Below are 14,618 nucleotides of genomic sequence, written 5' to 3'. Positions count from 1 at the left end.
AGGGATTAAAAAAGCCGGCTATTAAGCCGGCTTTTTTGATCGTGTTCAGCGGTGTATCGCTTAACCTTTGGCGTTGGTGCTTTCGAAAATCTTGTCTGCGGAAGCAGCAACAAAGCCTTGGTACAATTCGCCATCAGGCAACTGGAAGCGTTGGGCAAACTCATAGAAGCAGCTTGGGATTTGCTTCTTGGTGTCTGCAAACTGCACTTCAATCTTGTCAGCCATGGTGGAAGATTGCGCCAGGTGAACTTCTGAGCCACCTTTGATTTCGCCACCGGAAGTGTTCAATACAAAACCGGCATCTTTCAGCTTGGCATTGACGTCGGCCAATACCTGGTAATGCTCCAGATGATTAACACTGACGGTGAAGTGGTTGGCACGGAAGCCCCATGCCGACATCCACGCCGCGTATTCAGACGCTTCCAGCAGGGTTTCATATTCTTCTGACGTCACCTGCCAGTGGGTACCAGAGTACAGGAAGTCACTGTGAGTAGCAGCGTCCTCGGCGATGTTGGCAACCATTTTGTGAATGATAGCCTGCACTTCCTCAGAAAATTCTTCGACCAGCAATTCACTGATGAACACTTTGGGTTTAGTGGTATCAGCGTGTTCGAAGTGCTTGGCTTTGAGCTTCTTCTGCTCGAAGGTGTACTGTCCTTTCTCTTCATAACCGAGCGACAGGAAGTGCGCAGCCAGTTTGTCGAGGTTGATTTTGTCGATGTTAAATGTACGGAACGCAACGTGATCATTGATCAGTTCAGCAGTACCGTTTTCACCGCCCAGCAAATCATGGACTTTTTTCGCAGAAGGGGTGATCGCCAGGTAGTCTTGCCACAAATTGGCAAACAGGGTTTCGATATTAGTGTGCATGCGACCTCTCAATGCATGTAGGGAACTTGGGAAAAATTCGGCGCGCATTATATCGGAATTGCGCAAAAAAAGAACAACTATTATACATGCCTGCCAGCCCGCAAGCTGGCAGGTAATGTTTACGGCCTAGGAAAAGTCCAGGCCGGGGTTCAGGCTACCGGGCATCTCACTGGCATCCAGTTCTACTGATGCGACAGGGTAGGCACAGTAGTCAGCAGCATAATATGCACTGGCGCGGTGGTTGCCACTGTCACCAATACCACCAAACGGCGCTGCACTGCTGGCGCCTGTGATGGGACGGTTCCAGTTAACGATACCGGCACGGATGCGTTTGAAGAAGTACTGGTAATCCGCTTCGCTGTCGGCCAACAGGCCGGCTGACAGGCCAAAGCTGGTGTTGTTGGCTTCTTTGATGGCAGCATCAAAGTCGCTGTAGCGAACCACTTTCAGCAGCGGACCGAAATGTTCTTCGTCGGGCATGCGTTCGATGATCCCGGTCACATCCAGAATGCCGGGCGTCACAAAACCTTTGTCGGCATCCGGCTGTTGCAGCGTGATCAATGCTTCAGCACCCAACTCGACCAACTGTTGCTGGGCATTGACCATCATACGCGCAGCATGGGCTGAAATCATTGCACCCATGAACGGTTGCGGATCTGCGTCATACTCGCCAACGCGAATACGGCGGGTGACATCCAGCAAGCGCGCCAGGATTGCATCGCCCTGCTCAGTGGCGGGCAAAAACAGACGGCGGGCACAGGTACAACGTTGCCCCGACGTGACAAAAGCAGACTGAACGATATCGTGGACCGTGGCGTCAATGTCGCTCACTTCCCGTACGATCAGCGGGTTATTGCCACCCATTTCCAGCGCCAGGATCTTACCTGGGTGACCGGCGAATTGTTCATGCAATAATTTACCGGTGCGCGAGCTGCCGGTGAAGAACAAGCCATCGAGGCCGTTATGTTGGGCCAATGCTTTGCCGGTTTCCACTTCACCCTGGACCAGGTTCAGTACGCCCGCTGGCAGACCTGCCTGTTCCCATAGCTCAACGGTTTTGTGTGCTACCAGTGGGGTCAGATCGCTGGGTTTGAAAATCACGGTGTTACCTGCCAGCAGGGCGGGAACGATGTGACCATTGGGCAGATGCCCCGGGAAGTTGTATGGGCCAAATACCGCGACAACGCCGTGGGCTTTATGGCGAATAAAGGCTTTGCCCACAGGCATGGGGTTTTCAACCGTACCGGTACGCTCATGATAGGCCCGTTCGGAAATCGCCACTTTACCGATCATCGCAGCCACTTCTGTGGCGGTTTCCCATTCGGGTTTACCGGTTTCCTGAGCAATCACTTTGGTTAGCGCGGGCTTGTTTTCTTCCAGCAGCTCGGCGAAGCGTTTAACAATCGCCAAACGTGCTTCAAAGCCCATATCGCTCCACGCCACAAAGGCGTCGCGTGCGGCATTGACTGCCGCGTCGACTTGCTCTGGGCTGGCAGATTTGGCCGACCAGATAGGCAGGTTTTTAGCCGGGTCAACAGACGTGATGTCGTGGCCCTGGCCTGCGATCCATTGACCGCCGATAAAATGTGCTTGTGTAGTCAAAATAAACCTCTCCGTTAACAGCGAAGTTTGGCCGGTGCGAATCGAACCGGCTCACCGTCGACAACATTCAGCCCTTCGGCTGCCGCTGCGCTTAAATAGACGCATTGCTGCTGTTCGTCGACTGCTAATGTGGTTGCCAGTGCGCGGAAACCTTCAATTTGTGTATTGATGACATAGTGCTTCTTACCTTCTCCAGCCTTGGCATCATTGATCTTAACCGGCAATCGTTCACTGGCCTGGGCGGTGCGAATGTGTTGCAGGTTCGCTTCCACCGTTGGGCCACCGTCAAAAATATCCACATAACCACGGCAGCTAAAGCCTTCCTGCTCTAGCAATTGCAGGGCAGGTTTGGTTTTGTCGTGCACCTGGCCGATGACGGCTTGTGCTTCCTTACTCAGCAAACTCACATAGATGGGGTATTTTGGCATCAGCTCAGCGATGAACACCTTGTTGCCAATGCCGGTCAGATAATCCGCGGTAGGGAAGTCCATGGAAAAGAAGTGCTCTTCCAGCCATTGCCAGAACGGTGACTCACCCTTGTCGTCACTGACGCCGCGCATTTCTGCAATGACAGTGTCTGAGAAACGCTCCGGGTGCTCAGCCATGAACAGGAAGCGGAACTTGGATAACAGCTTGCCGTTCAGGCCTTCGCGAGCGGATTCACGCAAAAACAGGGTGCAAATTTCGGACACGCCGGTGTAATCGTTACACAGGGTCAGAATGTCCACGGTGTTGTGGACATTCAGCTCGCGGGAAAAGTGCACCACTTTTCCGCAATGATAGTGATAAAAGGCATCGTCCATACCGACGGTGGCTTCGATACCACTGGTGCCGACGACGTCACCGGTTTCCAGATCTTCCATCACAAACAAGTAGCTCTGGTTGCCGGGCTTTTCGATGGCCTGGCGGAACGAATCTTCTGCTCGCGCTATTTTGCTACGCAACAGGGTTTCATTGACCGGCAATGACGTGAAGCCAATGCCGGACTCAACCGCGACGTTGTGCAGCGAAGCATAATCACTGTGTCGGATTGGGCGAATGATTTTCATACTCGCTTACTCTCTGTCAGGGGCTGCAAATTAGCCGTTTACCACACGCTCAACAGCGCGTTCAAAGCGGGCCAGGCCTTCTTTGATATCTTCATCACTGATGTTCAGTGCTGGGGCAAAACGGACAACATTGGCGCCGGCTACCAGACACATCAGCTTCTGTTCGGTTGCAGCAACCAGGAATTCACGGGCACGGCCCTGATAGTCTTTGTTCAATGCACCACCCAGCAGCAAGCCTTTGCCACGAACTTCTTCGAAGACATGATACTTGTCATTGATGGCAGCAAAACCGTCACGGAACACTTGCTCTTTGCGTTTAACATCGTCCAACACCTCACGGGTATTAACGATATCCAGTGCGCGTTCTGCAACGGCACAGGCTAACGGGTTACCGCCGTAAGTAGAGCCGTGAGTACCGACTTTCAGGCTTTCAGCAATTTTTGCTGTGGTCAGCATGGCACCAATCGGGAAACCACCGCCCAGCGCTTTTGCCGTGGTCAGGATATCAGGGGTCACGCCAAGGCCCATGTACGCATACAGTTCACCTGTACGGCCAACACCGGATTGCACTTCGTCGAAAATCAGCAGTGCGTTGTGTTGATCACACAGGGCGCGAACACCTTTTACGAATTCGTCGGTCGGGCTGATGATGCCGCCTTCGCCTTGCAATGGCTCCATCATGACAGCACAGGTACGGTCAGAAATGATCGCTTTGAGGGCGTCAAGATCGTTGTAATCCACGTGCTCAACGGCACCCGGCTTAGGGCCGAAACCGTCAGAGTAAGCGGCTTGTCCGCCCACAGTAACCGTAAAGAAAGTACGACCATGGAAGCCTTGTTTGAAGGAAATGATTTGGTCTTTTTGCTCACCAAAGTTATCCAGCGCATAACGGCGGGCCAGTTTCAGGGCCGCTTCGTTCGCTTCTGCACCAGAGTTGGCAAAGTACACGCGCTCAGCGAAGGTCGCATCGGTCAGCTTTTTGGCCAGACGCAGGGCAGGTTCGTTGGTAAATACGTTACTCAGGTGCCACAGTTTTTCACCTTGCTCTTTCAATGCGGCGACCAACTCAGGGTGGCAGTGACCCAGTACGTTTACAGCGATACCACCGGCGAAATCGATATATTCATCGCCGTTCTGGTCCCAGACACGAGAGCCCTGACCGCGCACCGGAATAAAACCGGCAGGGTTATAGTTAGGGGCCATGACTTCATTAAACATTTCGCGAGTGACTTGCATGTTAGATACCTCACTTTGGATGTACGGTTCCGCCGGCATTGTAGGGTACAGAGGCGGCCTGTAGCGGTGTATTATCACCGTCTGGGGCTGCGAACTGAGGAGCCAGAGGAACGGATTCTGCTCAAATTTGGCCGGACATTATTCCAGAAATTGGATGATTTGTCTTCAGTTTAAACAGCGCTAACCCTTGAATTTAAAGGGCTTCAAGTAAAGTTGCAGGATAAGTGAATAACTATCCGGTGGCTAAACCGGTGAATGCAGAAACAGTCGGTGCTATGCGGCGACCAGCGGTGTTGTTGGCGAATGCCTGTTTAGCACGCTGGGCCTGCATGAATATGTGAAAAAAAATTGCGCGCAGGGAGACTATCTGTCACGAAAACGGGTCAATTTTCATCGAACGTCAGGTTCAGACTGCGCAGATCGGTGGCCTTTAATGCACTGAGTGCACCGGAGGGCATGGCCACTTCGCGCAGGTATTCTTTGGCTTCGTCCATGGTGATCAGCTTGTGACCTTTGAGGATGCGATAGCGGGCATATGCGATGCCCTGATGCAGCACTCTGGCCATCGGCGAGCATTGGGCTAGCGGTTTACGCTCGGCGTACTCGTGAATCGCGGTGGCGATAAACAGCCGCTTGAAGCCCATCCGCGTGATCAGTTCTGCGCTGATTTGTGCGGCAAAAGATTCAAGCAGGAAAATCAGGTAGTCGGCGCTGGGCTCGATTTTAGTCAGCGCCGTGTGTTCTTCACGCTTGCGGTCATTGTGTGCTTCGATCAGCGCGGCACGCTGAACTTCATCGAACAGACGAAAATACAACCGGGTGACCACCAGCTTACCCAGTTCATGAAACAATCCCAGCGTAAAGGCCTGTCCGGGATCAACTTTGCTGTGTTCAGCAATCTTACGGCATGACAATGCGGTGGCCAGTGCACATTCCCACAAACGGGATTTAATGTCAGGATACGGATCGGTGATTTGTGGGATCCAACGCCTAAATGCCATCGCCGGGACCACCAGCTTGAGGTTTTCCATGCCCAGAAAGCTAAGGGCAACGCGCAGGCTCTCGACCGTCACCACTTTTCCGCGGGCGTCGGTTTTGCGGTATTTAGGCTGGTTGATCATCTTGATTAAATCGTCGTACAGCCAAGGGACTTCCGCGGCCAGTGGTTCTATCTTGGATATGGAACTGGCTCGTACGGTAAGGGCATCAAGGAGTGCGGTCAGGCCGTCATCGTAACCGAGGATTTTGTAGAAGATGGTGTCTTTGTCTTGCAGGCGTTCTTTGAATTGCTCGAGCAAATTCTCATGCACCATATCGCGGATGCTGTCCACGTAACTCTGTTCGGATTTCTCGTTCAGTTCTTTGTCGCGGATTGCCTGCTTTTCTACCCGTAACAGTTGGCGACGGGCGTCAAACTGCTCTGAGTCTTCTTTGCGAAGCACGCCTTCGACATCCACACCGAGCACTTTCTGAACATTGCCCAGACCGGTCAGTAGAATATTGCAGCGTTGTTCCACGCGCTGTTGAATAGTGTAAGAATCTGTCATGCAGGTCTGTCTGCGCACATTATTGTTATAATCTTGGCCTATGTTACCGCAACTTGCTGCTGTGAACAGGGGCAGTGCCAATATTTCGACGTATTATTGTGTGGTTGTCGGATTATTCGGCGCTGGCGGCCAAAAAATTTGCCAGTATCTGATGGCCACAGACGGTCAGCACCGACTCCGGATGAAATTGTACGCCCATGATTGGCAGACGTTGATGCTCGATGGCCATGATTTCCAGACTGCCCTCCTCCTCACACCAAGCGGTTACCGCGAAGTCCGCCGACACCGAGCGATTGTCCAGTAGCAGGGAATGGTAGCGGGTGGCGACAAATGGACTGGGCACCCCCTCAAACAACTGACTGCCATCATGCAGCACGTTGGATGTTTTACCGTGCTTAATGTTCTGAGCCTGTACCACGTCAGCGCCGAATACCTGTCCGATGGCCTGATGGCCCAGACACACCCCCAACATCGGGATCTGTCCGGCAAAGGTTTCAATCGCTGCCAGTGTGACGCCGGCTTGATCGGGGTTACCCGGACCGGGCGAAAACACCAGACGTTTCGGTGCCATACGCGCGATGTCCCGGCAGTCGAGTTCATCGTTGCGCACCACCACGACCTGTTCACCCAACTCCTGAAAGTAGCGCGACAGGTTGTGGGTGAACGAATCGTAATTGTCGATCAGCAGTAACATGTCTGTGTGTTGTTGCTATGCCGGGTGCTGTGCATCAGGGCTTTGGAATAAAGCCCACTGCTTGATAAGCGTTGGCCAAGGTTTTTGCCGCCCGCTCACTGGCCTTTTCTGCGCCATCACGCATGATCATATCCAGCGCGGCGCGGTCACTGCGAAGCGCATGGTAGCGTTGCTGGATCGGCTCCAGCAAGGCAACAACCGCATCGGCAACATCGGTCTTCAGGTGTCCGTACATCTTGTCTTCATATTCCGGCACCAATTGCTCAACCGTTTTGCCGGTTGCACAACTGAGCAGAGTCAGCAGGTTAGATACACCGGGTTTTTCCTGCGGATTAAAATAGATACGCGCCTGTTCATCGGAATCGGTTACCGCCCGTTTGATCTTTTTGGCCACCTTCTTTGGCTCTTCCAACAGCCCGACGAAGTTGTTCGGGTTGGTGTCCGACTTGGACATTTTCTTGTCAGGTTCCTGAAGGCTCATGATGCGTGCACCGAACTCCGGGATGTAGGGGTCGGGCAGAGTGAACACATCGCCGTACAAATTATTGAACCGGGTTGCAATGTCACGGGTTAATTCCAGGTGCTGTTTCTGATCTTCACCCACGGGCACTTTGTTGGCCTGATACAACAGAATATCTGCTGCCTGTAGCGCCGGGTAGGAGTACAAGCCAACGTTGATGTTGGTGACATTCTTGGCCGATTTGTCTTTGAACTGGGTCATGCGGTTTAGCTCACCCATCTGGGTGTAACAGTTCATGATCCACGCCAGCTGGGCGTGTTCTGGCACGTGTGACTGAATGAAAATGGTGCTCTGCTCGGGATCAATGCCACAGGCCACATACAAGGCTAACCCGTCGAGGCAGGCTTCATATAACGCCTTCGGATCCTGACGCACGGTGATAGCATGCAAATCAACCAACATGTACAGGCAATCATGGTCTTGTTGCATATTCACCCATTGACGTAATGCCCCCATGTAATTTCCAAGGGTCAATTGTCCGGAAGGCTGGCATCCGCTCAGCACGATAGGTTTGTTGTTCATGATGCGTATCTTATCTGTTGGCTGTGTTAATCAAAGGTCGGTGGAGGGCAACTGTGCGCTGGCAAGCTCATCACGCATGGCTTGGATCACGTCGGCGTAATTGTCCTGACCAAAAATGGCTGAACCGGCCACAAACATGTCCGCGCCGGCTTCTGCGATGGCGCGAATATTATCGACTTTTACGCCACCGTCAATTTCCAAACGGATTGCCCGGCCGCTGTCGTTGATCCGGGCCTTAACCTGGCGAAGCTTGTCGAGCGTATGAGGAATAAAGGCTTGCCCGCCAAATCCCGGGTTGACGGACATTACCAGAATGTGGTCCAGAGTGTCCATGACATGATCAAGATAATGAAGCGGTGTGGCGGGGTTAAGCACCAGACCTGCTTTGCAGCCGGCTTGCTTGATCAGTTGTAAACTTCGATCGACATGTTGGCTGGCCTCCGGGTGAAAGCTGATGTAACTGGCGCCTGCCTTAGCAAAGGCTTCAATCATGCTATCCACCGGGCTGACCATCAGATGTACGTCGATATCAGCAGTCACGCCGTGATTCCGCAACGCCTCACAAATCATCGGACCGAAGGTCAGGTTGGGTACATAGTGATTGTCCATGACATCAAAATGCACCACATCGGCACCCGCCTTGAGTACGTTGTCTACTTCTTCACCCAGGCGCGCGAAATCGGCGGATAAAATGGACGGTGCGATGAGAAAGGGTTGCATGGTATCTCCTGGAGGCTGTTAAGCCTCATAATGTACCGAATTTTAGCGCGGGTAAAAAGCGCGCAGTGGTCAATACATCGCCCTAAATTGGGGCTTTCGCTCCAATATGGTGCATTTTTGGTCTATCTTGATCATAGCCGTCCGTTTCTGGTGACGGAGTCGTTGTGAAAAATTTTATTAAATACAGTTGGTTATACTCACTTGTTGTTTTTTATGTGGTGTCTGTACCTTGCGGCATCACTCTTGCGTTCTATCGATCAGAAAAATAATAAGCGACAGAACAAAAACGATTACAACATACTGAAATACATACAAATAACCGGAGAACACACATGACTAAGTTCAAACAAGCCAGCGTTGCCGTGGCATTGTTAGGCGCACTGTCTTTCAGCCAAACCGTCTTGGCCGCTGTTGAAGCCAATATTGGGGTTACCAGCAACTACCTGTGGCGTGGCGTCACCCAAAGCAACGATGATCCGTCGGTTTCCGGTGGCATTGATTACTCTCATGAAAGTGGTTTCTATGCTGGCACCTGGATTGGTAGCATTAACTGGGGGGATGGCTCAGGTACCGAGAATGACTACTACCTGGGTTATGCCGGTGAGTCAGGTGACTTTGGTTATGACGTTGGCTACGTGTATTACGCGTATCCTTCCAGCGGTTTTGAAGACTCCAACTTTGGTGAAATTTATTTCAACGGCAGTTATGCCGGGTTTGGATTCGGGATTGCCTATACGGCGAACAGCCAGGTTGACGACGACCTGCCCTTTGGCAAAGGCGATCTGTACTACAGCGTGAGTTATGGTTTTGATTTGCCAGAGGAGTACAGCCTCGGACTGACCTATGGCTACTACAACTTTGACGTAGATGAAGCGGTGGTAGGTGACGTTGATTATGGCCATTTCCAGATCGACCTGAGCAAAGGTGACTTCACATTGAGCCTGTCAAAAGCCGACGAAGAGTCAGGCAATGATGACACCAAGTTCGTGGTTAGCTGGGGTACTACCTTCTAATCAACACTGTTAAGCAGTGAACAACGTCAAATTATCAAAACCGCTGCATCAATGATGTGGCGGTTTTTTTGTGTCGATAAGTCGGTCAATATTCAGGACAAATGCCAGTTGTTGAAATTTCGTACTTCGGTATAATGTTTCCCATTGTTTCAAACAGAGCGATGAATGGTATGAACAGGACGTTTAAATACATCAGCTCAGCAGCGTGCGCGGGCGTGCTGTCTGCAGCGTTGGTTTTTCAGGTATCTGGTCTGGATGCCAGTGCCCGTTGTGGATGCGATGGTTCGGTATCTTACGATAACCGGTTACCTGCCAGTCATCCGGCCAACCGATGCGCCCTTGCTGCCTCAGAAGAAGTCAGCTGGGTATCCTGGATGTCCGGTCGGGCGTCGAACTACCAGTTCCACTATCTTGACTTATTAGAGTTATTGACCCGTAGCTCTGACGATCAGGCCACTCCTACGCCTTCTCAGCCTTCTACCGGTAACTGATCGGAGCCGCTGAAGTGGGTCATTGGTGGCGGGTTGTGAAAAGTGTGCTGGCCAGTGCCTTTGGCGTACAGTCGCAACAAAACTATTCCCATGACTTTCAACAGTCGTCTTTTTTACCGTTCCTGATCGTCGGCGTGATTTTCGTGGCTGTTTTTGTGTTAACGCTGGTGCTGATTGTTCGCTCTGTGACTTAGAGCGTCATTCCTGCGGTTTCTTTGTCCGCTGTTGCCATGTCCGCAACCGGACTGTACAACGCCAATAATTCACCCACTTTCTTACGTCCTTTACCTTTCTGACTGATGGTGCGTTTGACCTGCAAAGTGGTCAATTGGGCGTGCCGATAATAGGCCCGTGTGTCCACGGTGTCATGATTGCTGATCAACACGCATACCCCTTTTTCACGCATGGCTTTGTGTGCCAGGTCTGCGAGGTTTGCCTGATCGTCAAGACTGAAACCGTTGCCGGCATACTGGGTGAAATAGGCCGTTTTGCTGATTGGCGCATACGGTGGATCACAATACATCACATGATCCCGTTGCGCCTTTTTGAAGGTATTTGCGTACGGTTCGCAGGTAAATGTAGCGCGCTGGGCTTTTTCGGCAAAGCGATACAGTTCCTGCTGAGGGAAGTACGGTGCCTTGTAGCGTCCGAACGGAACGTTGAATTTGCCCGACAAATTATACCGGCACAAGCCGTTGTAGCCGTGTCGGTTGAGGTACAGGAACAGCAGTGAACGCTGGTAAGGGTCCTGACTGTCATTGAATTCCTGACGTAGCGAGTAATACACATCGGGATCGTTGTTGGCCGCGGTAAACAACGTTTTTGCGTCTGCAATGTACGCGTCAGCCTGAGTCTTGAGTATGCCGTACAAGGCAATCAGGTCGGGATTGATGTCGTTGAGGACATAGTGGGGATAGTCGGTATTGAGGAACACTGAACCGGCACCCACAAAGGGTTCAATTAAAACATCACCTTCCGGCAAATGCCGTTGTATGTCTTCGATCAAACCGTACTTTCCACCAGCCCATTTAAGAAAGGCGCGATGCTTATTCTTTTTCATATGTGCAACAACGATCCGGGGCGTGCTAATTACAGGCGACGGGCAAAAACCACGATTGTAACTGCCCTTCGCGGTTTAACCAAGTCATGACACCAAATTACTGTGCCTGCGTTGCCCGGTCAATCTCTTGTTGCACTTGTGCGGCGGATTTTATGAACGGCTCACCACGCTGCAGCGCTGCAGGCAAACTCGCAATGGCTTGCTGCGCCGCCTGGGTCGTTGCAAATCCCTGGTGCCAGACCACCACAAACCAGGGCGCATTGTTACGTACAGTCTGGTATTGCCAGGTGACCTCATTCAGGTTGTTATCACGCAAGTAGTCTTGCAACAACTGACCGTCAGCCAGCCCGGCGAGCTGGATGACACGTTCACCAGGTTGCAGCGACAGCAATGGCTGTTGATTCAGCGCCAGTGCAGGTTCCGGGGTATTTTGTCGCGCCGGTGGTTGTCGCTCCTCAGGCGTTTGTTCGATCGGCACGGCTGCCGCCTCTGCCACCTCGCTTACCTCGGTTTGCGGGACTTCTCGAGGCGGCAATTGACTGATGCTGACAACGTCTTCGACCGGGTAATCATTATCCACCGCACCTTGCATGTCGACCGGCTCATCGCTGACGGATACGGCGTTATCAGTCAAGCTATCCCTTGGCCCCTGACGCGACATGTCTGGCTGCTGGTCCGGGGATTCGCTGGCGCTGTCTTGTTGGGTCGTCGATGAGGTCAGGGCCAGCGCTTCATCCCAGCTGGCGACAGGGCGCTGTTCAGACACCGCCGGCGGTTCATCGGCAGGTGCGGGTAGCGTCTCGGTGGCGGAAGTCTGCACTGAAACATCCATAGTGTCAGGCTGTGCTTCGGACACATTGTCGATGTTTGGTTGTGTTGCTGCTAAGTCTGCGCTTGGGGGTTGTGTCGTGGCGTCAGTCGCATTTAATTCAAAGGTGGCTTTCTGGCTGTCTTCGCTGAATACCGTCAGGCGATCAGAGTACTGCCACAACAAAATGGCCGCGAAGGTCGAGACAAAGGCCAGACCAATGGCCAGGCGGAACCACCAGCGCTGTAATGTAGGGGACGGCATATTGTTATCTGCTGATGCCTGTGCGTCCCGATGTGCCAGCCGTCGGGCGAATTTGTCACGCCGCTCGGCGAGGAGCTTTTCCAACGGGGTACTGTCGTCGAGCTGTGACATAAAGCGCTCTGAACTGATCAGCAGCGGTTTTTCACGGTTTTTGGCAGGCAACCAGTCTTTGGCTTGCTTGGCCCATGCGGGTTTTGCAAACAATAATACATTCAGGTGCTGGCGATTGCCGGCAAAGCGACTTTGCAACACCAATTCCCACAGCTCTTGTAAAAACGGTGCACTCAGATGTTCCGCCTGGGTAATGCAGATGATCACCGGACCTTCGACGGTGTTTAATGGTGCGAGCAATTCGTTGAGTGGGCGATTAAACAGCCCTTTGTCCTGTCCGAGCAACTGTCCGCACAGATGTTGGCGGTAGGCGGTAGGGGACATGTCTGCACGTGCGGTGAGGTAGGCAATTTCGGTTTGTTCAGTTTGACAGGACAGGAAAGATTGCAATGAACGTTGTTGTTCACCAATGCTTTCGCCACTGATAAACATCAGCTGCGAAGAATAGGTCAGCAGATGTTCCAGTCGATGTTGTAGTTCCGAAGTTGCCACGGTAACCGTCTCACTGTTCGAGTACGCTCTCGAGTATGGATTGGTCCACGTCGCTGGTTACCTTGGCGGCGCCGATACGGGTAGGAATAACAAACCGCACAGTGCCTTTGGCAACTTTCTTGTCATGGACCATGTGTCGCATGAAGGCATCATAGCCCATATTTTTTGGGGCGTTGATCGGCAAATCAAACGCTTTGAGCAATGCTTCGACACGACGACAATCTGACGCTGAGAGCCATTGTTTATGTCTAGCTACCTCACAAGCAATTACCATGCCTGCTGACACTGCTTCGCCGTGCAACCAATTCCCATAGCCTTGTTCCGCTTCAATCGCATGGCCGAAAGTGTGTCCAAGGTTGAGCAACGCGCGTAGACCGGACTCACGTTCATCCTGGGCAACTATCTCCGCTTTGATGGCACAACAGCGTTGGATGGCATACTGCAGCGTCTCTTTGTGTAAGGCTTTTAGTCCGTCAACGTTGTTTTCCAACCAGGTAAAAAAGTCAGCGTCGTAAATAATGCCGTACTTAATCACTTCGGCCATACCCGCCGCGAATTCCCTTGCTGGCAGGGTACTCAACGTATCAGTATCGATGAGCACGGCTTTGGGTTGGTAGAACGCGCCGATCATGTTCTTGCCTTTGGGATGATTGACCGCCGTTTTACCACCCACGGAAGAGTCAACCTGAGACAACAAGGTCGTCGGCACCTGGATAAACGGCATGCCTCGCTGATAGCAGGCCGCGACGAAACCGGTTAAATCACCAACCACACCGCCACCAACAGCGACCAGGGTCGTGTCTCTGGCGGCCTTATGCTCCAGCAACCGGGTAATCACGGTGTTGAAGGTATCGAGGTTTTTGTATTGCTCACCGTCAGGGATGACAATCATGTCGATGATGCGGTCAGGCAATAATTGTTGCAACGGTGCAGCGTAACGTTCGGCGAGGGTTTCATTGGTTACAATGATGGCGTTGCCAGCAATGTACTGAGCAACTTCCTCAGGCGTTTGCAGAACACCGCTGCCGATGGTGATAGGATAGCTGCGCTCTGCCAATTCGACGTGTAACGTAGACATGAGCGCAGTTCCTTCTTGGTGGGTTATAAGCCGATTTTTTCGATGATCTGATTGGCCACCGCACGAGCACTTTGATCGTCGGTATCGACCACGTAATCTGCCACTTCTTCATACAGTGGATTACGCTGTTCTGCCAATTCACGCAGTACGCCTTCCGGATTGTCGTTTTGTAATAACGGACGGCGTTTATCGCGCTGAGTACGTGCGACTTGTTTGTCAATCGTGGTCTGCAGATAGACAACAATGCCACGGGCTGACAGGCGGTTGCGTACCGCTTTGTTGACTACAGAACCACCGCCTGTCGCCAGTACGATGCCCTGTTTATCGGTCAGCTCATTGATCACGGCCTCTTCACGATTCCGGAATCCATCTTCACCCTCAAGATCGAAGATCCAGGCAATATCGGCACCGGTACGGCGTTCAATTTCCTGGTCTGAATCAAAAAAATCGAGGTGAAGTTCGTCTGCGAGGTGTCTACCTATTGTGCTTTTGCCAGCTCCCATTGGGCCAACAAGAAAGATATTACGTTTTTCAGCCATTT

At 52.2% G+C, this 14,618-nt stretch carries 15 protein-coding genes; 3 read left to right on the top strand and 12 right to left on the bottom strand.

The genetic code is table 11. The features are described 5' to 3' along the window. Nucleotides 1–60: 60 nt before the first annotated feature. From LJ739_RS14145 to rpe, 8 genes are all read right to left on the bottom strand, one after another. Nucleotides 61–870: a DUF1338 domain-containing protein gene (locus LJ739_RS14145; protein WP_229161509.1), complete on the bottom strand. Its 810-nt coding sequence runs from the start codon at nucleotides 868–870 to the stop codon at nucleotides 61–63. Between the two features lie 126 nt (nucleotides 871–996). Further along, on the bottom strand, nucleotides 997–2,472 hold the full coding sequence (gene astD, locus LJ739_RS14140) for a succinylglutamate-semialdehyde dehydrogenase (protein WP_229161507.1): 1,476 nt from the start codon (nucleotides 2,470–2,472) through the stop codon (nucleotides 997–999). 14 nt (nucleotides 2,473–2,486) lie between these two features. Continuing rightward, entirely contained in the window at nucleotides 2,487–3,521 is a 1,035-nt protein-coding gene (gene astA, locus LJ739_RS14135) for an arginine N-succinyltransferase (RefSeq protein WP_229161505.1), read from the bottom strand. Nucleotides 3,522–3,551: 30 nt separating this feature from the next. After that, the gene (locus LJ739_RS14130; RefSeq protein WP_229161503.1) at nucleotides 3,552–4,757 is read right to left on the bottom strand and encodes an aspartate aminotransferase family protein; all 1,206 of its coding nucleotides are present in this window, start codon (nucleotides 4,755–4,757) and stop codon (nucleotides 3,552–3,554) included. 383 nt (nucleotides 4,758–5,140) lie between these two features. After that, on the bottom strand, nucleotides 5,141–6,304 hold the full coding sequence (locus tag LJ739_RS14125; protein WP_229161501.1) for an HDOD domain-containing protein: 1,164 nt from the start codon (nucleotides 6,302–6,304) through the stop codon (nucleotides 5,141–5,143). 112 nt (nucleotides 6,305–6,416) lie between these two features. Beyond that, nucleotides 6,417–6,998 carry an anthranilate synthase component II gene (locus LJ739_RS14120; protein WP_229161499.1) on the bottom strand — a complete coding sequence of 194 codons (582 nt, stop codon included), beginning with the start codon at nucleotides 6,996–6,998 and terminating at the stop codon, nucleotides 6,417–6,419. Between the two features lie 34 nt (nucleotides 6,999–7,032). Continuing rightward, complete coding sequence (trpS, locus tag LJ739_RS14115; protein ID WP_229161496.1) at nucleotides 7,033–8,040, bottom strand: tryptophan--tRNA ligase; 1,008 nt, start codon at nucleotides 8,038–8,040, stop codon at nucleotides 7,033–7,035. Nucleotides 8,041–8,070: 30 nt separating this feature from the next. Continuing rightward, a complete protein-coding gene (gene rpe, locus LJ739_RS14110) occupies nucleotides 8,071–8,760 on the bottom strand; it encodes a ribulose-phosphate 3-epimerase (protein WP_229161493.1) in 690 nt (229 codons plus the stop codon). 332 nt (nucleotides 8,761–9,092) lie between these two features. Here rpe and LJ739_RS14105 point away from each other — a divergent pair, with 332 nt between their 5' ends. The 3 genes from LJ739_RS14105 (at nucleotide 9,093) to LJ739_RS14095 (ending at nucleotide 10,458) form a co-directional block, all read left to right on the top strand. Next, entirely contained in the window at nucleotides 9,093–9,773 is a 681-nt protein-coding gene (locus LJ739_RS14105; protein WP_229161491.1) for a TorF family putative porin, read from the top strand. A gap of 170 nt (nucleotides 9,774–9,943) precedes the next feature. After that, entirely contained in the window at nucleotides 9,944–10,264 is a 321-nt protein-coding gene (locus LJ739_RS14100) for a hypothetical protein (protein WP_229161487.1), read from the top strand. 14 nt (nucleotides 10,265–10,278) lie between these two features. Then, on the top strand, nucleotides 10,279–10,458 hold the full coding sequence (locus LJ739_RS14095; protein ID WP_229161484.1) for a DUF2970 domain-containing protein: 180 nt from the start codon (nucleotides 10,279–10,281) through the stop codon (nucleotides 10,456–10,458). Here LJ739_RS14095 and LJ739_RS14090 read toward each other — a convergent pair. The 4 genes from LJ739_RS14090 to aroK all read right to left on the bottom strand — a co-directional run bounded on the left by LJ739_RS14090 (nucleotide 10,455) and on the right by aroK (nucleotide 14,616). Further along, on the bottom strand, nucleotides 10,455–11,324 hold the full coding sequence (locus LJ739_RS14090; protein WP_229161482.1) for a Dam family site-specific DNA-(adenine-N6)-methyltransferase: 870 nt from the start codon (nucleotides 11,322–11,324) through the stop codon (nucleotides 10,455–10,457). The two genes, LJ739_RS14095 and LJ739_RS14090, sit on opposite strands and share 4 nt — an antisense overlap. A gap of 97 nt (nucleotides 11,325–11,421) precedes the next feature. Beyond that, on the bottom strand, nucleotides 11,422–12,999 hold the full coding sequence (locus LJ739_RS14085) for an SPOR domain-containing protein (RefSeq protein ID WP_229161478.1): 1,578 nt from the start codon (nucleotides 12,997–12,999) through the stop codon (nucleotides 11,422–11,424). Nucleotides 13,000–13,009: 10 nt separating this feature from the next. Continuing rightward, nucleotides 13,010–14,077: a 3-dehydroquinate synthase gene (aroB, locus tag LJ739_RS14080; RefSeq protein WP_229161476.1), complete on the bottom strand. Its 1,068-nt coding sequence runs from the start codon at nucleotides 14,075–14,077 to the stop codon at nucleotides 13,010–13,012. A gap of 23 nt (nucleotides 14,078–14,100) precedes the next feature. After that, on the bottom strand, nucleotides 14,101–14,616 hold the full coding sequence (gene aroK, locus LJ739_RS14075) for a shikimate kinase AroK (protein WP_229161474.1): 516 nt from the start codon (nucleotides 14,614–14,616) through the stop codon (nucleotides 14,101–14,103). Nucleotides 14,617–14,618 lie beyond the last annotated feature (2 nt).

Origin of the sequence: Fluctibacter halophilus (assembly GCF_020687825.1) — a bacterium.
GTDB classification, from domain to species: Bacteria; Pseudomonadota; Gammaproteobacteria; order Enterobacterales; family Alteromonadaceae; genus Fluctibacter; species Fluctibacter halophilus.
Note: the sequence above shows the minus strand (reverse complement) of the source record. Positions and strands in the feature narration are given on the sequence as shown.